17 protein-coding genes and 1 pseudogene are annotated in these 17,204 nt (G+C 35.2%); 3 read left to right on the top strand and 15 right to left on the bottom strand.

Features of this window, described 5'->3' with window-relative positions:
- Positions 1–108: 108 nt before the first annotated feature.
- Both PGC14_RS12720 and PGC14_RS12715 read right to left on the bottom strand, forming a co-directional pair.
- The gene (locus PGC14_RS12720) at positions 109–750 is read right to left on the bottom strand and encodes a nucleotidyl transferase AbiEii/AbiGii toxin family protein (RefSeq protein WP_271629126.1); all 642 of its coding nucleotides are present in this window, start codon (positions 748–750) and stop codon (positions 109–111) included.
- 30 nt (positions 751–780) lie between these two features.
- Complete coding sequence (locus PGC14_RS12715) at positions 781–1,086, bottom strand: DUF6922 domain-containing protein (RefSeq protein WP_011915794.1); 306 nt, start codon at positions 1,084–1,086, stop codon at positions 781–783.
- A gap of 157 nt (positions 1,087–1,243) precedes the next feature.
- On the opposite strand from PGC14_RS12715, the gene PGC14_RS12710 reads away from it, so the two are divergent.
- Together PGC14_RS12710 and PGC14_RS12705 are read left to right on the top strand one after the other, a co-directional pair.
- Positions 1,244–1,795 (top strand): hypothetical protein, encoded by a 552-nt coding sequence (locus PGC14_RS12710; protein ID WP_271629125.1) that lies wholly within the window; start codon positions 1,244–1,246, stop codon positions 1,793–1,795.
- A pseudogene (locus tag PGC14_RS12705) lies at positions 1,792–2,113 on the top strand (DUF3842 family protein); the annotation flags it as partial. The gene PGC14_RS12710 and the pseudogene PGC14_RS12705, both read left to right, overlap by 4 nt.
- Before the next feature lie 17 nt (positions 2,114–2,130).
- On the opposite strand, the gene cheB reads toward PGC14_RS12705, so the two are convergent.
- On the bottom strand, positions 2,131–3,198 hold the full coding sequence (gene cheB, locus PGC14_RS12700) for a chemotaxis-specific protein-glutamate methyltransferase CheB (protein ID WP_039767524.1): 1,068 nt from the start codon (positions 3,196–3,198) through the stop codon (positions 2,131–2,133).
- Between the two features lie 247 nt (positions 3,199–3,445).
- Here cheB and PGC14_RS12695 point away from each other — a divergent pair, with 247 nt between their 5' ends.
- Positions 3,446–3,904: a DUF3842 family protein gene (locus PGC14_RS12695; protein ID WP_271629124.1), complete on the top strand. Its 459-nt coding sequence runs from the start codon at positions 3,446–3,448 to the stop codon at positions 3,902–3,904.
- Here the strand turns inward: PGC14_RS12695 and PGC14_RS12690 are convergent.
- From PGC14_RS12690 to PGC14_RS12635, 12 genes are all read right to left on the bottom strand, one after another.
- The gene (locus PGC14_RS12690; protein ID WP_271629123.1) at positions 3,880–4,419 is read right to left on the bottom strand and encodes an FmdE family protein; all 540 of its coding nucleotides are present in this window, start codon (positions 4,417–4,419) and stop codon (positions 3,880–3,882) included. The two genes, PGC14_RS12695 and PGC14_RS12690, sit on opposite strands and share 25 nt — an antisense overlap.
- A gap of 14 nt (positions 4,420–4,433) precedes the next feature.
- Positions 4,434–4,877 carry a tRNA (N6-threonylcarbamoyladenosine(37)-N6)-methyltransferase TrmO gene (tsaA, locus tag PGC14_RS12685; RefSeq protein WP_271629122.1) on the bottom strand — a complete coding sequence of 148 codons (444 nt, stop codon included), beginning with the start codon at positions 4,875–4,877 and terminating at the stop codon, positions 4,434–4,436.
- Between the two features lie 37 nt (positions 4,878–4,914).
- On the bottom strand, positions 4,915–5,679 hold the full coding sequence (locus PGC14_RS12680) for an ABC transporter ATP-binding protein (protein WP_271629121.1): 765 nt from the start codon (positions 5,677–5,679) through the stop codon (positions 4,915–4,917).
- A gap of 3 nt (positions 5,680–5,682) precedes the next feature.
- A complete protein-coding gene (locus PGC14_RS12675) occupies positions 5,683–6,759 on the bottom strand; it encodes a FecCD family ABC transporter permease (protein WP_271629120.1) in 1,077 nt (358 codons plus the stop codon).
- Positions 6,760–6,787: 28 nt separating this feature from the next.
- Positions 6,788–7,933: an iron ABC transporter substrate-binding protein gene (locus PGC14_RS12670; protein WP_271629119.1), complete on the bottom strand. Its 1,146-nt coding sequence runs from the start codon at positions 7,931–7,933 to the stop codon at positions 6,788–6,790.
- A gap of 308 nt (positions 7,934–8,241) precedes the next feature.
- Positions 8,242–8,601 (bottom strand): type II toxin-antitoxin system VapC family toxin, encoded by a 360-nt coding sequence (locus tag PGC14_RS12665; RefSeq protein ID WP_271629118.1) that lies wholly within the window; start codon positions 8,599–8,601, stop codon positions 8,242–8,244.
- Positions 8,589–8,846, bottom strand: a complete 258-nt coding sequence (locus PGC14_RS12660; RefSeq protein ID WP_013431220.1) for a hypothetical protein — start codon at positions 8,844–8,846, stop codon at positions 8,589–8,591. The genes PGC14_RS12665 and PGC14_RS12660 overlap by 13 nt, the downstream gene beginning before the upstream one ends.
- 112 nt (positions 8,847–8,958) lie before the next feature.
- A complete protein-coding gene (locus PGC14_RS12655; RefSeq protein WP_271629117.1) occupies positions 8,959–10,335 on the bottom strand; it encodes a sensor histidine kinase in 1,377 nt (458 codons plus the stop codon).
- Positions 10,325–11,020, bottom strand: a complete 696-nt coding sequence (locus tag PGC14_RS12650) for a response regulator transcription factor (RefSeq protein ID WP_039767544.1) — start codon at positions 11,018–11,020, stop codon at positions 10,325–10,327. The genes PGC14_RS12655 and PGC14_RS12650 overlap by 11 nt, the downstream gene beginning before the upstream one ends.
- A 164-nt stretch (positions 11,021–11,184) precedes the next feature.
- Entirely contained in the window at positions 11,185–11,757 is a 573-nt protein-coding gene (locus tag PGC14_RS12645) for a PepSY domain-containing protein (protein WP_271629116.1), read from the bottom strand.
- Positions 11,758–11,874: 117 nt separating this feature from the next.
- Positions 11,875–13,143 carry a TIGR02679 domain-containing protein gene (locus PGC14_RS12640; RefSeq protein WP_271629115.1) on the bottom strand — a complete coding sequence of 423 codons (1,269 nt, stop codon included), beginning with the start codon at positions 13,141–13,143 and terminating at the stop codon, positions 11,875–11,877.
- Positions 13,140–17,195, bottom strand: coding sequence for a TIGR02680 family protein (locus tag PGC14_RS12635; RefSeq protein ID WP_271629114.1), 4,056 nt, complete (start codon positions 17,193–17,195; stop codon positions 13,140–13,142). The genes PGC14_RS12640 and PGC14_RS12635 overlap by 4 nt, the downstream gene beginning before the upstream one ends.
- Between the last annotated feature and the right edge of the window lie 9 nt (positions 17,196–17,204).

The raw sequence follows: 17,204 nt of genomic DNA, 5'->3' as shown, positions 1-17,204 counted from the left end.
AGAAGATCAATAACAACGGCATATGAATCTTTTAAAACATCATCAGTTACCTCTTTGTAGTGCGAAAATGTAATTATCTTCAAGATGGTACACCTTCTTTCTTGAAAATTATTGTTCTATTAATTTGAGTAATTTCCGACAACTATCTAAGAAAAACCTCTTGACATTATCCCAGTCAAGTCTAATGAACATCTTGGGCATTGCTTCATTTTCAGCATCATCAAAGTAACAGAGACTTATAATGATATGATAAAGATTTACCATTTTGTTTGGAAATTTTTGTGGAAGAAGCTTAACAAGCTCTTCCAACTCTATTCCTGATTGGCATATACAGTACAAATCAATAAAATCTTTTTTTGAGCCTCTTGAAGAAATAGCAACTAATTTCATCACACCTATATCTATTTTTGAAGCAATTTTCAAGCCTTTTATTTCAGTTGGTATTACAAGACTATCTAATAAAGGATTAGGATAATATAGCCATGTTACCCTAACTCCATCTAAAAGCATATGAAGAGTATCTTTTGCTGAGTACAATATGTTTATATCGCCTGCTTTTTCCAATTTATATATTATATAGTCGCTTGAAAATTCTATTGGTGAAAAAAAGTCGAAGTCCTCTGAAACTCTATGTCCAAGCTGCAAAGCAAGTCCTGTCCCCCCACCTAAGTAAAACTCTCCAATTACATCACTTTTTACAATCTTATTTAGAACTTCATATCTTTGATACTCTAAAACATTAAAAAACATCTTAACGCTAACCTCCATTTTGAAATACCCCTAAAACGGAAACATCCCTTCCATCTTTTTGAAAACCTCAAAACACCTCATTTCATCCTCTTTCAAATTAAAATATAGTTGCCAAAATCTTGCCGGTTTTTTCAAAAGACTTCTGCTATTTTTTACAACATCTTTAATCTCTTCTTTTGAATATGTGCTAAATAGCCACTTTATTGAGTCTTGATCTCCAAAGTTAAGAAGGCGTGTGATGATAAATGCTTTATGCCTCTGAATGTCTAAATCTTCAAATTCAATATCCCAAAAGAATTTTTTAAACTTTTCGGGTATTTGAGTTTGGCTGTCCATCTTAAAATCATAAGCCCCCAAAAAGAGTTTGCTTTAACTTTATATATACCATACTTGAGCAAAAAGATACACATTTTTTTAAACTTTTGAGTAAGAATTGTGGTATAATAAAGATGTGAGGGGATATCCAAAAAAGTATAAAAAGAGTTGAGGTAAAATGGTAGGGGTATCATATATTAGCTCAGAGTCTTTGATAAATACTTTTTTGCAGAGCTTGCAAAATTCAATTGACTATACAATAATTTCCCAAGGAAACGTTTTGAACAATTTAAAAAACAACATAACACCTGATAAAGTAGCAATCTTTGAAAAACAAACACAGCTCCCAAGTTTTGATAGCTACCCGAAAATGTATAGTCCAGAAACACTAAGCTTCAAATCAGGTTTAGAGGTAGTACAAAATAGTTTTGAGCAAATACCGGATTCGTCCTCACCAAGTATCTTAGTTGAAATAGCAAACCAGCTAAACCTTTTAAATAAAGGAGTTTTGACATCTTACCAAACTTTTCAAGAACAAGACGTTACTATGCTCTCAAGTAGTTATTTATTTTTGACCAAAGTACTGTCAGCTGATGAACTAAAGAATCTTATGAGGAATAACATCCCTATTTTGCAAGACATTATGATGTATTCTTATAGTCCTCAAAATGGAGTTGTACCTTATTTACAGAGTAATTCCTCAACTTCTGTTTTGGATGTAAAGGTATAGAGGTTGTTGCGCTTGGAACAAACAAAGTAGCTATGCAGAACATGACCAAAAATGGCGCAGATGTAGAATGTTGTGATGAAGATGAAATTGTTCATTTTTTAATAAACTTTGTGCCAGACGCAATCTTTAGTCCTATTGGAATTCTGACCTGTAGTGGAACAGGTGGAATAAATGGAAAAATTGCTATAAAACCGGCACATTTGGTTTTCAGCCTGAATTGTAAAAAGTGTGTAATCTCTTTGAATTTTCATTTGAGTATTTATCTTAGGCAGTGTGAATAGAATTGATGTCTCTTTTTATCTCAAAGAGATATATTAAATTTATTATTTATAGTTTTACACCTCATTTAAAAGCCTTATAATCTCATCTGTACTTAGTACTGCTTCAGCCGCTCCTTTTTCTATAGCAACTCTTGGCATGCCAAAAACTACGCATGATTCTTTGCTTTGCGCAATTGTCAAGGCACCCTGATTTTTCATTTCCAAAAGACCATTTGCTCCATCACAGCCCATTCCAGTCATGATTATGCCTGTTGCATTTTTCCCGTACCATTCAGCAACCGAACTGAATAAAATATCACAAGATGGTTTGTGGCTATTTACCTTTTCGACATTTTCAAGAAGTCTTAAGTAATACTTTCCTAAGATCTTTTCAACAGCAAGATGCACTCCACCTTTTGCTATATAAATTACACCATTTTCAATCTTTTCACCATCTTCGGCTTCTTTCACCTGTCTTTGAGAAAGTTTGCAAAGTCTTTCAGCCAAGGCTTTTGTAAATGCTGGTGGCATGTGCTGAACAACCAATATTGGAATTGAAAAATCTTTCTTAAGATTTGTAAAAATCTTTTCTAAAACAGGGGGACCTCCTGTTGAAATTCCAATTGCTATTACTTTACTTTCTCTTAGCTTATCCACTAAATAATTAGGAGTACCAGCTTTAAGACCCTCAAGATAACTTAAAACCTTAGACCTGTCTTTCTCTATCTTACTTTTTTTGCGGCTAAACTCTCTTCCTGTTAATATCCAGCGAACTTTTTCTAACAGTTCTTTTTTGAATCCTTCAAATTCTTCTTTATTTGAGGGTTTTAATATGTAATCAATTGCACCTCTTGCAAGTGCTTCAAGAGTAATCTGGGCACCAGGTTCAGTATAAGCAGAAACCATTACAATTTTTGTTAATGGATTTATCTCCTTTAAATAGCCGATAAGTAAAAGACCATTCATATAAGGCATTTCATAGTCAATTAATGCTAAATCAATGTTAAATAAACCAGCCTTTCTAATAGCTATAAGAGGATTTGTAGCTATAAAAACAACTATATCTTCTTCTAAACCCCTCAAAGCTCCTTTTATAACCTCACACATCAGTTCAGAGTCATCAACAATCAAGATCCTTTTCATAGTCTCCTTCACCATATAAAATTACTATTTGAGTATTTTGGAACTCCATCCATGAGAAATTATACACAAAATTGTTGCAAATATTCAATTAAATTTTTTGCGATTTTTTGAAGGCAAAATAATACAAAAGGTATATAACTGAAAAATCAATAAAGATGATAGATAATTTTTTTTGACAACTAAATTTAAAAGGTTTTATAATTAAAATTACTTAAAAAACACAATGTCAAAGGATTGAGATACACACATGGTCATTGCAGTTTTAGACGGACAGGGTGCTGGAATTGGAAGGGAATTTATAAAAAGACTAAAAAAAGAATTTGAAGATAAAATAAAAGTTGTTGCGCTTGGAACTAACAAAGTAGCTATGCAGAACATGATCAAAAATGGTGCAGATGTAGGATATTGCGGTGAAGATGAAATTGTTTATTTTTTGACAAACTTTGTACCAGATGCAATTGTCGGGCCTATTGGTATTTTGACCTGTGGCGGAATAAACGGTGAAATTACTGCAAAGATAGCACATTTAGTTTTCAGCCTTGAATGCAAAAAGTACATAATCCCTTTGAATCTTCATGGAATATTTATCCCCGGCACTGTAAATCTATCTATGAAAGAGATATTTTCGCAGATAATTGAGGATATAAAAGAAACTTTAAAAAAAAAGAATGAGGAAAATTCCTATCTTCCCCATCCTCTTGAGTAGTCTTCATAGCAGTCAAGACACAAAAATTTGCCATCTAAAATTCTTATTCTGTGCTCTGCTGCTCTCTCTCCACAGTTTTCACATTTTAAAGAACGGAAAATTCGTGCCATATTTGGAAGTTTGTCTTTTGGTTCTTTATACTCAAAAATCTCATCCAAAGGAGCATTAAGGATATACTGTAAGTTTTCTTCTCTTGACCTGTTCTCTACAAAACCTTTGAAAACAACTCTAATACCCTGATTTGTATCCCTTCTGAAAAACGTAAATGCCTGTTTTCCTCTGTCTTTGAAAATGAGATTGCCTTTGCCGGCAGTACAGCCCAAAATTGCCTGAATAGCATCAACACCGCATGCATCGTTTTCTGTAATGCAAACTACTTCTTCATCCGAAGAAAACTCAAGAGAAAGCTTTTTTGCTGCTGCCTCACATGCCCTAAAACCTACTGCAAGACCTGGGCATATGTGCCCGTGAAACTCAACTGCCTTTTTCCAGAAAAGTTCTTTTTCCCATGTCATGTTAACATCACCTTTCAAATCACGTCATTTGCTTGTTTTTTAAAAATTTTTTCGCGTAACTCTTTAGGAATGTCAATTCTTTCGTAATATGGCTTTATATCTACTACAGGTGAACCATCTAATGTATCAAGCCCTTTTACAACAAGTATATTACCTTTGCGGTCTATCAGCGCTGCAATGTCAAGCAGGATTGGGTTTGGTCTGTTTGGAGACCTGCATGCAAAAACACCTTTTGGAACATCTGAAAATGGCGTCAAAGTTGTCAAAACCCCCCTATTTGACTGATGACCCCAATATAAAACAATTAAGTATCTTGCTTCTTCAATATCTTTTAATCCTTCAATATATTTTTCAAATATTTCTATATAGCAAACTTCTTCTGAATCCGCACCTTGCCGCGGTGCCTCCTCTTTTGTTTTATACGGGCTGTAAATTATCCCTATTTTCACAAGTTCCATCAGGCCAAAACCTCCCCTTTTAAAAACTAATTTATGTTTAAATAGCAGCTACTATTGGAACAACAAAAATCTCATCACCATGTTTTTCTACTTTTACATCTACGCCATATACTTTTGAAATCATATCAGCTGTTATTATTTCTTTTCCACCTGATGCAAATATCTTTCTGTCTTTGATGAAGATAAACCAATCAGAAAACCTGATGGCCAGATTCAAGTCATGTAAGATTACAATTACTAAAATCTCTTCCTGCCTTGAAAGCTTTTTTAAAATCTTCAAAACCTCTATTTGATTTTTCAAGTCAAGGTTGTTTATTGGCTCATCCAAAAGCAGCACTTTGGGCTCCTGAACAAACGCTCTTGCAATCACTACTTTTTGAAGCTCTCCGCCGCTTATCTCATCTAAGTATCTGAAAGCAAGGTGTTTCAAGCCAAAAATATCAAGTGCCATCTCAACCTTCTCCAAATCTTCTGAAGAAGGGATAAGTCCAGTAAAATGCGGTTTTCTCCCAAGAAGTATTGCCTCATACACTGTTATTCTGTTTGTAGTGTATCTTTGCAGAACATATGCAACATTTTTAGAAAGCTGGTGTAGTGAAAAACTATTTACGTCCTTGCCGTCTATTAGCACAACTCCACTTTTGGGCTTTAAAAGCCTTGCTATGCACTTTAAAAGTGTAGATTTTCCTGCACCGTTGTTTCCTAAAATTGACACAAACTCTCCCCTTCTTGCTTCAAAACAAATCCCACTTAAGACCTGAAAGTCTTTGAAGCTAAATTCAAGGTTATCTACTTTCAGCATTTTTCATACCTTCTTTCCGCGGATTAAAAGATATATAAAAAGCGGAGCACCCAGAAAAGATGTTACAGCGCCAACTGGCAAAACAACTGGCTGTATTATAAGTCTTGCTACTGTGTCTGACAAAAGAAGCAAAAATGCTCCTACAAGACCAGATGCCATAGTCAAAAACCTCTGGTCATTTCCTATAAACCTTCGTGCTATGTGAGGTGCTATCAAACATATAAAACCTATAATTCCTAAGAAAGAGACAATCACCGATGTTATAAAGCTGCTTACTAAAATACCCAAAAACCTTGTTTTCTCAACATTCACACCAAGGCTTTTTGCCACATCCTCCCCGCTTGCAATTGCATTGTAGTTCCATGAATTTGCCAAAAAATACAGCCATGCTAAAATTACAAAAACCGCCATAATCTTTACATCATCCCATGTTGCCCTTCCAATATCGCCAAATGTCCAGAACACAAGCGCAGCAATTTTGACATCAGATGCAAAATACTGAATTATAGTTGTTGCTGCAGAAAAAAGAGAGCTCAAGGCAACTCCAGAAAGCACAACTGCCTCTGGTGAAAACCTCTTTATTTGTGCCAAAGCAAGCACTACTACAGTTGATAGCATTGACCCCAAAAAAGCACACACAACGACCACTGATGGATGCAAAATGGTAACAGAGTCAGAGGCGGCAGAACTTGTCGCCCCGCCGCCCAGCACAATTATTCCAATTGCCGCACCAAACGCAGCACCCTGCGAAATTCCAAGAGTAAAAGGAGATGCTAAGGGATTGTGAAAAAGGCTTTGAATTGCAGCTCCTCCAATTGCAAGACCAATCCCTGCCAAAATTGCCGCAACAACTCTTACAAGTCTTATGTCAAAGACTATAAGAACTGTTCTTTCATCACTTTTTCCCAAAAAAGCCTTTAAAACATCAGAAAAACTCAAATCTGATGAACCCGACGATATTGCATATACCGAAAGAAGCACTGTCAAGATAGCAATAGTAATTAAAAACAGCACTTTCTCAGCAACAAGCTTTTTGTACTGGGATTTTAGTTTTTGGTGTTTCTCTACTTCTTGAGTCATCTTCAAAAAACCTCTTTGCTCTTAATTTTTAGTCAAGCTTTATTTTCACAAACCCACCAAATTTCTTTGCCATCTTGGTATAAAGCGGCTTCCCTAAGAAGAATTTGTAAATCTCATCTGCTCGCTTGATTGGGTCAACATCTTTGAATCTGTCTGGATACACAACCTTTGCAATCCAGAATGTGTCTGCTAAAACAGTGTCTATATTAGTCCAATAGAAGTTGTAAGGAAGCTGACCGTAAACTTTGCCATATTTGAAAGCTGAAAGTAATTTATAAAACTCAGGGTTTTTCTTGTAATCCTGTTTTACAAGATCTAAATTTGCCTCGTCAATAAATATAATGTCAGGGTTCCACTCTAAAATCTTTTCTTTTTCAACCATGAACCAGCCTTCTTTATTGGCCTGGTCTGCAACATTTACTGCATTTATGGCCAAAAATGGAAAGTATTTGCCCATTGTGCTCTCAAATCCATGCCCGCCTTTGAAACTGATAGCCCCAACATACACCCTTGGCTTTTTAGAAGCCGGGATATTTCTGGTTCTTTCATTGAAAAATGCCTTGCACCTTTGCATATAGTTTATGAGGTCTTCTGCACGCTGCTGCTTTCCTACAATCTTTCCAATGATTCTGAGCGATTTGTATACATTCTCATCAAAAAGAAGCTTTGTACCATAGTCAAGTACCACAACAGGAATTTTTGTTTTTGCTTGAAGAGCATCTGCCTTTGCCCTGTCTAAAAAACTTGCTGCAAAAATAACATCTGGTTTTACAGAAATAAGTTTTTCTGGGTCAGGGGATGAGTCTGCCCCACCTTGGCCAATTGTTGGAAGTCTTTTGAGCTCAGGATATGCCATTATATATGTTCTTGAACCTTCTTCCCATGCCTTTTCTGCATTTTCAACTCCCACTATATTTTTTGTTCCATTGACATACAAAACAAGCCTGAGTGCACCAGGTCCTATCGCAACAATTCTTTTGTTTTTCTTGTTTTCAATCTCTACTTTTCTGCCAAGAAGGTCAGTCACAATTAACTTTGATGAAGACCTTTCTTGTTTTGCTTGCCCAGAAAATGTGTTCAATACAATTAGTAAGAAAAGACTCAAAATTAGCAGAATACTTATTGCCTTTTTACTTGCTCTAAAGTAATCAGAACAAAAACTCTTGCTTCTCATCAACTTCTTACCTCCTCTTTGTATATTTGTAAACAAAATAAAAGCCCACAAAAGGTGAAAATCTCACCCTTCGTGGGCCTTGTTCTCAAAATCTTTGGTTATACCTTTGTCGAATTTATCTTACCCCCAACTCTAAATATTTATAGCACCTTCGTGGTGCTATTTAAGAGTAATTCCAACTATCTTGGTGCATTTAATTCTGCTTTTAATCTATATTTACTCTATCAGTTTGATTAAGCAATTCATCTAAATATTATAATACTAATCTCATTTACAATTTTCAACCTTGTGTCATTAGTTATAAATATTTATGCCTTTTCAGCTATTCCTGTTGCAATAAATATTACATCTGGAGTTTTTATTTTATATTTGGCACGTAATTTTGCAGCAAGGGTTGCTATATCCTTATCCACTTCTTTAATTATTAAGTTTGGAAATGTAGCTAGGAGTACTTTGTATTTATTCACAAGGACTATATTTTCTTCTTGAAAAGGCTTTGAAAGTAATTCAGTATATACAAGGCTAGAAGTTACCCCATATAGTTGTCCTTTTTGGATTTTTTCAAATAAGGACTTAACTAATGGAAAATAAGTTTTATTCTTCTCTATGAGATATATAAATAAATTAGTATCTAATGCAAGTTTTTGCCCCGCTTTTATTGGTCCCATTCTGTTCTCATCTCTTCAATAAATTCTTTACTCTCAAGCTTTTCCCATATCTCCTGCCCTAATCCAGCCAGAGCATCTACATAAGATTCAGGACGTTTCATAATGATCAATTCACCTGTTATATTGTCATAGTCCCATATTATATCATTTCCAAGTCTTTCTATAATATATTTTATTGTGTCCACTGGAATTGATATTTTTTTTACATTATCTATGTCCTTAATTAATTCTGACACAGCTAACATCACCACTCAATTATTTTTCTATTTACTGTATTATTATACCCCTTTATTTGAAGCAAGTAAAGCTTATTGAAATCGATTATCTATCATCACTTTTTCACCATTTAATTCCTTTTCAGCTGGGCAATAATACAATCACCTTTGTTCCCTTTCCAATGCTACTTTCAATTGAAATATTGCCACCATGTGCTTCAACTATCCATTTTACAATTGATAACCCCAAGCCGCTGCCACCTGCAGTTCTGCTTCGAACTTTGTCAACCCTGTAAAATCTGTCAAATACTTTTGGTATCTCCTCTTGGGGTATGCCAATGCCATTATCTTCAATAACTATCTTTACTTTATTAAAAATTTTTGTAGCTGATATTTCAATAGTACCCATATGATGTGTGAATTTAACACTATTATCAACTATTGCTCTTAACATTTGTTTTATTAACTTTCTGTCAGCAAAAATATTTATTTGCTCTTTTATGTTATAACTCAACTTGCGGTCTTGGCACAAAAGCTCTGTTTCTTTAATAACCTCTTTTATCAGCTCATTAAGACTAAAAACTTCTTTTTGAAGTTTTATAACCCCACTATCCCCTCTTGCCAAAAATAATAATCTTTCTACAAGTTCTGTCATATATTTAACTTCATTCTTTATTGCGTCTGTAGACTCTTGTAAAACCTCTTTATCATTTTTTCCCCATCTATCTATTAAGTTTATATATCCATTTATAACAGATAAAGGAGTCCTCAGCTCATGTGATGCGTCTGATACAAATTGGTTTTGCTTTTCAAACGAAATCTTCAATCTTTCAATCATCTCATTAAAAGTTTTTGCAAGATTAGTAAGTTCATCGTCAACCTCGCCTACATCAATTTTTACATTCAAATCTGTTGCAGTAATTCTTTTTGCAGTATTTGTTATCTCTTGAATAGGTCTCAGTATTTTTTGGCTGATAGAAAATCCTGTAATAACTGATGTTATCATTCCAATAGCATCGGCAACAAGTAACAGTACGAACAATAGTTTAAGAAATAAGTATTCTCTATTCATATTTTTGGCTACTTGAACATATCCAATAATCTTGCCATTATTAAAGATGACAAAATTCTTAACTATCAAGTGGTTCTCTTCATTTTCAACTACCATAACGCGATTAGGATTTGAGATTATATTAACATGAGGATCAAAATTTCTTGAATGGTTTAAAATTCTACCACTGCTGTCTGCTATCTTTATGTTAATATCACTATTTATTACTGCATCATTTATAAGTTCTTCGTCATAAATGTCTTTTTGTTCTTCACCTATTCCCAGTATCTTGTTTTCTATATTTTTACCAATAGCATTAACTTGGCTTATAGCTTGCTCACGAAGATAAAATCTCACTCCATATAAAACTAAGAAGTTTAACAATATAACCATTACTGAAAACACTACGGCATATGTAAATGTAATTCTCCAAGAAATCTTTCTGAACCTTAAAATGTTAATCTTCATTTTCTTTCTCCTCACATTTATATCCAACTCCTCTTACTGTGTGAATGAGTTTTGTTTTAAAACCATCATCTATTTTGCTACGCAGATATCTGATATATACATCCACCACATTTGTATCGCCCATATAGCTATACCCCCAGACATTTTCCAATATTTGTTCTCGGGTTAGAACAATTCCTTTGTTTCTTACTAAATACTCAAGCAAATCATATTCTCTTTTGGTAAGCTCAATTATTCTACCAGCCCTTATAACAATCCGTTTGGATGTATCAATAGTCAAATCACCAATACTAAGAACTTCACGAATTATATTCAACTGTTTGCTTTTTCTCAAAGCTGCCCTTATTCTTGCCAATAATTCTTCTATTGCAAATGGCTTTGTGACATAGTCATCTGCTCCACTGTCTAAGCCCATCACTTTATCTGGAATATCATCCTTTGCTGTAACCATAATAATAGGGACATTAGAATACTGCCTTACTTTTCTGCAAACTTCAATGCCATTTATGCCAGGCAACATAATATCCAAGAGTATCAAATCTGGATGTATCTCTTCAACTTTTTTAAGTCCTTCTATGCCATCATAGCACACATATACATCGTAGCCTTCATGTTTTAATTCTAATTCGATAAATCGAGCTATTTGTTTTTCATCTTCTATTATCAAAATTTTGTATGATGGCATTTGTAATCTTCCCCCTAAAATTCTTCTTTGAAGATATTTTACCGCAGATTTATCAGCCTATGAAATACACAGCCCTTGACAAGAAAAGCTGCCCACAAATCACTCAGGGCAGCCTGCTTTGTTTAAAAACTTTGATATTTGCAAATCCCAAATTTTTATTAATCTTATTGTTCATTTTCTACTTCTTGATTGTCTGTGTCATGTCCATTGTCTTCATCCTTTTGTTCCTCTTGCTGGGAATTACCATTTTCAACACCTACAATCTTGCCATTGCTTGCATCAACTTTGATATTCAAAACCTTGCCTGATTTGTCAGTTATTCTAACTTCGTAGATAATCAGACCATTTTCATCACCAATATCAATTTTCTGAATAGTGCTGCCAGGATATGCCGATTTAACAATATTCTCCACTTCATTTTTTGAAATCTTTGCTTTGGTAATTAGATCGCTCTCATCATTTTCTTCGTCAGCTTTTTCTACGTCATTGTCTGTTGGGCTGTCTACATTTTGACTATCATCGGCTCTTTCAATATCATTGTCTTTTGGATTATCTACATTCTTCCCTTCTGATGAATTATAATTTTGATTCTGAGCTTGTGTTACCTGATTTTTAACAAGACTATCTTGTTTGGTAAAACTTGCAATAGAGTGTGAATTTGCATATCCTATTACAAAGCTCAAGACAAAAGCTACTGCAAGCAATGGTACCACAAATTTTTTAACTTGCTTCAACATTTTTTATCTACCCCCTACATTTTTATTTGAGCAGCTGCTCAGTGAGAATAATTATGTAGGAGGAGAATTAGAAGATTATTATAAACAGATTAAAATTTGATTAGAAAAATAAATTATTCACACACAAATTTTCAACTTCTCTACAATCCTATCCACAATCCTCTCCTGATACCCAGCAAGCTGAAGCTCCTTCATCTTCTGGCAAACGCTTTGAAGCTGAGCACTTTTTACATTCTTTAACATCTCTAAGCGCCTTTCATCAATCTTGTTTTCAGACAGTGCCAAAAAATAGTGGACTTCATCCATACAAAGTGGCCTTGCTCCAAAGTTTTGAATTACTCTGTCTGCAATCAAAAGCCCTTCTGGGTCAAAGTCGCCTGAGTACAGCAAAGATATATTTGTCTTTGCAATGCTTCCAATGATTATCTTGCTTGAGAGCCTCAGGTGCCCATTTGTGCACACAGCAGAAATAGCTGGGACTCTTTGCACAATCGCAGAAAATACAGCAGGGTTTTCAACAACCACAAGCTTATTTGAGTATGCAAAAAATCCTTTATAATCCTTTATAGTATAAAGTGGTAAGATAATAGGCTTTTTTTGATTGCTAAAGTACTTGAGCCCTTCATCTTCTTTTCCATCTTCAATATACCCGCCAATGTTATACAAAAGGCACCAGTTTGAAAGTTCATCAATTAAGATGTTGTTATCAAAAAGTAGTTCTGATTTTTCCTCTGCATTTTGGGGAAACTCTCTACCGTTTATAATACTCAAAAGCCTTAAAAATATCTTTCCTGCATCTTGCTCATCGTCAAAAAAGTGAGGGTTGCCTGTAACCCTTGTTGCAAAAATAGCCAAAGTCTCAGGACTTTGTGGTTTTTTTAAAATTGCTTCTATGACCTTTTTCATTATCTCTAAAAACTCTTTTTGTGAATACTTTTTGTAAAAGCTTTCAAATGATTTGAAATTTTCTTTAAAAGCATTTAAAACTACTGCAGCATTTTCATCTTTGTCAAAATGTGCTGATAAACTTTCAAAAAAGTTCAATACCTTTTCATTTTCCAGCTCCTTTTCTTCTTTTTTGGTGATAACCTCTTTTCTCAAAACAGCTGACAAGATGCTTTTAAAATCAAGCCTTGAGAACTTAGTGTCCTGAAATTTTGTTACAGCAAAGTCTTTCACATCAATGACAACCTTCTCGCCTCTCAAAACCCTTCTAAGATACCGTGACAAAGCCTCTTTTTCCTCTTCAGACGGATTTTCTAAAATAATCTTGCCAGAAAATCGCCCCAAAGACCTGTACTTCCTATGAATAAGCTCCAGCGCACGCTTAAATCCTGGCTGCGAAAAGTACTCTACACACTCATCGAAAATCTTATCTTTTGTCATACCTCAACCAACACCTTCTTGTACCCGTTCCAGACATACTTTACTTTTAGAACAGATGGCTGATTGTTCTCTCTCAAAAGCTCATATATGCAAAGTCCTGGCACTGTTTTGTAATCCCCCCACAAAACCTGAGAGTTCATTATATAGTCAAATTCAAGCTTTTCAATCAAATCAAACATATTTTCAATATTGTTCTCATCAACACCAGCAAATGCCTCATCAAGTGCAATTATCCGCGGCGCAAAGTTCGCAGCGCTCTGGTATTTAGCACAAAGTGCTGCCAAAAATGGGACATAGATGGAGAGTGCTTTTTCACCGCCAGAGAACTTGTCAAATGCATTGTTTGTAAGCTCTTTTCTGCTTTCCCCTACCTTTTGGTAGTAGAGCCTGAACTCAAACCACTGCCTGTAATCAAGAATCTCTTTGATTATTTCATAGAGGGTTGCAAAGTTTTCTGGGTTGTCTTGGTACTTTTTTGCCTTTTCTATGCGCGACCTAAAATGCATTGCAATCTTGTTTCTGTCTTCTTCTGTTGCGGCAAGAGGGTCTTTGCTTAAAAGCTTTACCAGCTCACCTGTAGAAAGTTCATCCTCTGTCTCTTGTCTTTTCTGTTCCCAAGAGAGCCGAAATGTAAGACCACTTGATGTAGACAAATTTGCCATAAGCTCGTTCATCCTTTTAACCCAGTCCTGAGCAAGCATAATTTTTCTTGAAATCTTAAAACCTATGTTCTTTGCCAAAACTTCTTCAAAAAGCTCTCTTTCGCTCTCTGTTATTAAGTTCTTTTTCTCAGCAATCTCTGCTGCAATTTCATCCATGAACTGGTAAAGTGAAAGAAATCTTCCCTCTTTTCTGCAAGTCCATAAATACCTTTTGTAGGTTGTCGTGTCGTCCTTCCAATCAACAAGGTTTGCTCCAAACTCTGCAAGCTGAATCTGTGTTGTGTAATGGATGGACATAAGCCTCTGAAGTATCGAAGAAAAATCCTTCTGTGAAAACTCTTTTAGCTCACCTTCCTTTGACCTTGCAAACTCTAAAAGCTTTTGATCATCTTCAAATTCTATCCCTTTGAAAACAAAACCAAATCCAAGCTCTATTTTAAGTGTGGCCGACGCTAATTCATATTCACTTTCAATTGACTTAAGTTCCTGTTTTGAAAATTCAAGCTTTTGCTCAGCCGCTGCTTTTTGGGAAGTCACCTTAAAAAGTTCTTCATTAAGTCTTTTTCTCTCAGCCGGGATGTTCTCAAGCCTCTCAAATGCTCTTCTTTGCTCATCAAAAAGTCTTTGAGCATCCTCGTTCGAAAGCCTTTTTTCGATCTCCTCTTTCTGAAGTTGTAAAACTTCTAACTTTTCAGAAATCCTGTGAACATCGCCATTTAAAGTATCTACACTTTCTCTTATCTGTTCATATAACCTGTTTAGGCTCTGGTACGTCCTTTCAACTTCCTGCTTGTGCAGCGCCTCAGTCTCAAGACGCAAAAGTAAGCTCGACAGCGTATTTGCGTCTTGTTTTGCCTTTGCAAAAACTTCTTTTGAAGATGGCAGTGATAGCTTTGTTGCAATCAGTGAAATTTCATATTTCAGCAGATTTTGCTTATTTGTCAGCTCTTTTATTCTCTCTTCAAGAGCTTCAATCTCAATCTGAAGCTTTGAAATATTTTTCTCAACCCCATCTATCATGTCAAAGGCAGTGTCTAAGTCCGCAGATGTTGGAAAGTTTTTCTTCTCAAGCTCTAAAACCTCAAGCTGGGATTTTAGAAAATTAGCCTCGGCTTTCTTTTCTTCCAACTCTTTTGTAAGATTTTGTATCTCCTCTTCAAGCTGCAAAATTAGCATTTGTTTGTACCTTCGCCTGTTTTCAATACCTATATATCTTGCCTGTTCATGTGTGGTTGTCTTCCCTTTTAATATGCCATTTCCAAACCGCCCATCTTCGCACACATATATTCCATCATCTACAGGATTTATATGGATACTGTCAATTACAGCTGCAACCTCATTAATCAAACCTTCTGCGTTTTCAAAGTTTGCAACCTCAAGATACTCATTTAATGTGTGAGAAAAGTATGCCGGCTTTGGAAAAAGCACAACTTCCTTTTCATCTTCCAAAAGTTCATCAATTTCATTTTTGTACTTTTCTGGCACAATAAGAGCATTTAAAACTCCAAGCTCAAAAAGTGCATCTTCAATCACAGCTTTTAATCTCTCATCTATGCCCGGTTTAAAGTCAACTGCCATGTAAAAAGGCACAAATGGTACACCTTTTTCTAAAAGTCTTTGCCTTACCTTTTTTTGTTTCTCTGAAGATGGTATAAACTCGTCTTTTTGGCTTTGAATCTCCTCAATCTTTTTCTTTTTGTCTTTAATTCTCTCTTTGAGTAGATTCATTTCAAACTCGAGCTTGCGCAAGTTATCTGAGATTGACAAATAATGTCTGCTATACACATCATTTAAAATCTTCTTTATACCTTCATACTCGCCTTTTTGCGATATTGTGTTTATCAGCTGAAACATCAAAGTTATATCATCAAACTCTGCTTTTAAAACCTGGTTTTGGTCAAAATAGCTCTTGATCTTGCTTTTTAGAAGATTTTTGGCATCTTCAAGTTGAAGAATTAAAAGATTTAACTCATCTTGGTACTTTTGAAGCTCATTTTTGCTATGGTCAAGTTTTCTTAGCTGAATATCTAAGTCCTTTTGCACATCTTGCAACGTATCATAATTTTTAAGAGCTTTTTCTACCTCAGCTATTGATTTGGCCAGTTCATTCTTAATAATGTCTAAGCTTTTTTGCTCACCTTTCTCAAAAATATCAAGTACATCCGAAAACCTTTGCATATTCAAACTTTCAAGTAGCTTTTTGCTCTGCTGAATATAGTCTTTTATCAGATTCTGAGAATTTAAAAGCTGGTGTTTTGTACGCTTGATGTCAGCATCTGCCTGAGAGAGCCTTTGCATGTGGTCATTAAAACTTGAAAGTTTTAAAGTTTTCTGATTTTCTAAATCTTCAATTTCAGCATTTAGCTCAACATACCTCTGCTGAAGCTTAAATATATCACTTTCTTTTATACTCTCAAGCCTAAACTTCAGCGCCTGTTCTTCCTTTTCAATACTATCAAGACTATTTCTCAGCTTTAATTCCATATCTGTAAGTTTTTGAACGTCACCTGAGAGCATTTCATATTCTTTTGTGGCTTTTGTCAGTTTTTTATGTGATTCTATCAGCTGAGAGATTCTTTGGTACATCAAAAACCTGTTGTACTCATCATATGCTTTTTTTATCTTTTCAAGGCAAGATTTTATAATTTCTAAGTTTTTAAGCTCTGTCTGGATTTTGTCCATGTTTTCAATCGACTCTGAAAGGCTGCGAAGGTCACTTTCTGACAGTGCAGGAAGCGATTCTTGCAAAATACCGCATATCTTGTCTGGCTTTATATCCCTTGAAAGTTTTGGCGCTCTTACACGGATTATCAAATCTATCAAGTTCTCAAAGTCTTCCACGTTTTCAAACCCAAACAGGATCTTGTTTACCTCTTGCATATAATCTCTTCTGCTTGTAAAGACCTTGCCACCACTGCCAATCAGGTTCTCAAACTTTCTTCTTGTGAGTGGAATCTTCTGTCCGCTTATCTTTTCATAGAAGAATATATCAATCCCAAACCTTCTGTTGTCTGTCAAGACAAAATACCAGCAATCAACACCTGAGCCTCTTTTTGCTCTCATACCCATCCCTATTGAAACAAATATGTTTTCCTTTTTGAACTCCAAAAAAAGGTATGCTGTTGACTCATTCTTCCCTGAGATATCCTGCTCGCCTAAGACATAGTCCTCAAGCTTTCTTGCATTTGACCCGAAAGAGTCAAGCCTGGATGGATGATAGTTGCCGTCTAAAAGAAGGGTTATGAAACTCTGCATTGTGACAGACTTTCCAGAACCGTTTGGGCCGCGAATCAACATCCTGCCCTCGTAAAAGTCAAAATATTCCTCATCATAGTACCAGTAGTTAAAAACACCCGCTCGGGATAGCACCCACCTGTGTTCTTTGCTCATCTTGAATCA

This window comes from Caldicellulosiruptor sp. DIB 104C, assembly GCF_028198085.1.
In the GTDB taxonomy this organism is placed as follows: domain Bacteria; phylum Bacillota; class Thermoanaerobacteria; order Caldicellulosiruptorales; family Caldicellulosiruptoraceae; genus Caldicellulosiruptor; species Caldicellulosiruptor saccharolyticus.
This window is presented reverse-complemented; position numbering and strand designations above follow the sequence as displayed.

What these genes read in the sequence shown, in the direction of transcription:
- PGC14_RS12720 (WP_271629126.1), bottom strand. Translation starts at nt 750, where the DNA reads ATGTTTTTTAATGTTTTAGAGTATCAAAGATATGAAGTTCTAAATAAG.
- PGC14_RS12715 (WP_011915794.1), bottom strand. Translation starts at nt 1,086, where the DNA reads ATGGACAGCCAAACTCAAATACCCGAAAAGTTTAAAAAATTCTTTTGG.
- PGC14_RS12710 (WP_271629125.1), top strand. Translation starts at nt 1,244, where the DNA reads ATGGTAGGGGTATCATATATTAGCTCAGAGTCTTTGATAAATACTTTT.
- cheB (WP_039767524.1), bottom strand. Translation starts at nt 3,198, where the DNA reads ATGAAAAGGATCTTGATTGTTGATGACTCTGAACTGATGTGTGAGGTT.
- PGC14_RS12695 (WP_271629124.1), top strand. Translation starts at nt 3,446, where the DNA reads ATGGTCATTGCAGTTTTAGACGGACAGGGTGCTGGAATTGGAAGGGAA.
- PGC14_RS12690 (WP_271629123.1), bottom strand. Translation starts at nt 4,419, where the DNA reads ATGACATGGGAAAAAGAACTTTTCTGGAAAAAGGCAGTTGAGTTTCAC.
- tsaA (WP_271629122.1), bottom strand. Translation starts at nt 4,877, where the DNA reads ATGGAACTTGTGAAAATAGGGATAATTTACAGCCCGTATAAAACAAAA.
- PGC14_RS12680 (WP_271629121.1), bottom strand. Translation starts at nt 5,679, where the DNA reads ATGCTGAAAGTAGATAACCTTGAATTTAGCTTCAAAGACTTTCAGGTC.
- PGC14_RS12675 (WP_271629120.1), bottom strand. Translation starts at nt 6,759, where the DNA reads ATGACTCAAGAAGTAGAGAAACACCAAAAACTAAAATCCCAGTACAAA.
- PGC14_RS12670 (WP_271629119.1), bottom strand. Translation starts at nt 7,933, where the DNA reads ATGAGAAGCAAGAGTTTTTGTTCTGATTACTTTAGAGCAAGTAAAAAG.
- PGC14_RS12665 (WP_271629118.1), bottom strand. Translation starts at nt 8,601, where the DNA reads ATGGGACCAATAAAAGCGGGGCAAAAACTTGCATTAGATACTAATTTA.
- PGC14_RS12660 (WP_013431220.1), bottom strand. Translation starts at nt 8,846, where the DNA reads ATGTTAGCTGTGTCAGAATTAATTAAGGACATAGATAATGTAAAAAAA.
- PGC14_RS12655 (WP_271629117.1), bottom strand. Translation starts at nt 10,335, where the DNA reads ATGAAGATTAACATTTTAAGGTTCAGAAAGATTTCTTGGAGAATTACA.
- PGC14_RS12650 (WP_039767544.1), bottom strand. Translation starts at nt 11,020, where the DNA reads ATGCCATCATACAAAATTTTGATAATAGAAGATGAAAAACAAATAGCT.
- PGC14_RS12645 (WP_271629116.1), bottom strand. Translation starts at nt 11,757, where the DNA reads ATGTTGAAGCAAGTTAAAAAATTTGTGGTACCATTGCTTGCAGTAGCT.
- PGC14_RS12640 (WP_271629115.1), bottom strand. Translation starts at nt 13,143, where the DNA reads ATGACAAAAGATAAGATTTTCGATGAGTGTGTAGAGTACTTTTCGCAG.
- PGC14_RS12635 (WP_271629114.1), bottom strand. Translation starts at nt 17,195, where the DNA reads ATGAGCAAAGAACACAGGTGGGTGCTATCCCGAGCGGGTGTTTTTAAC.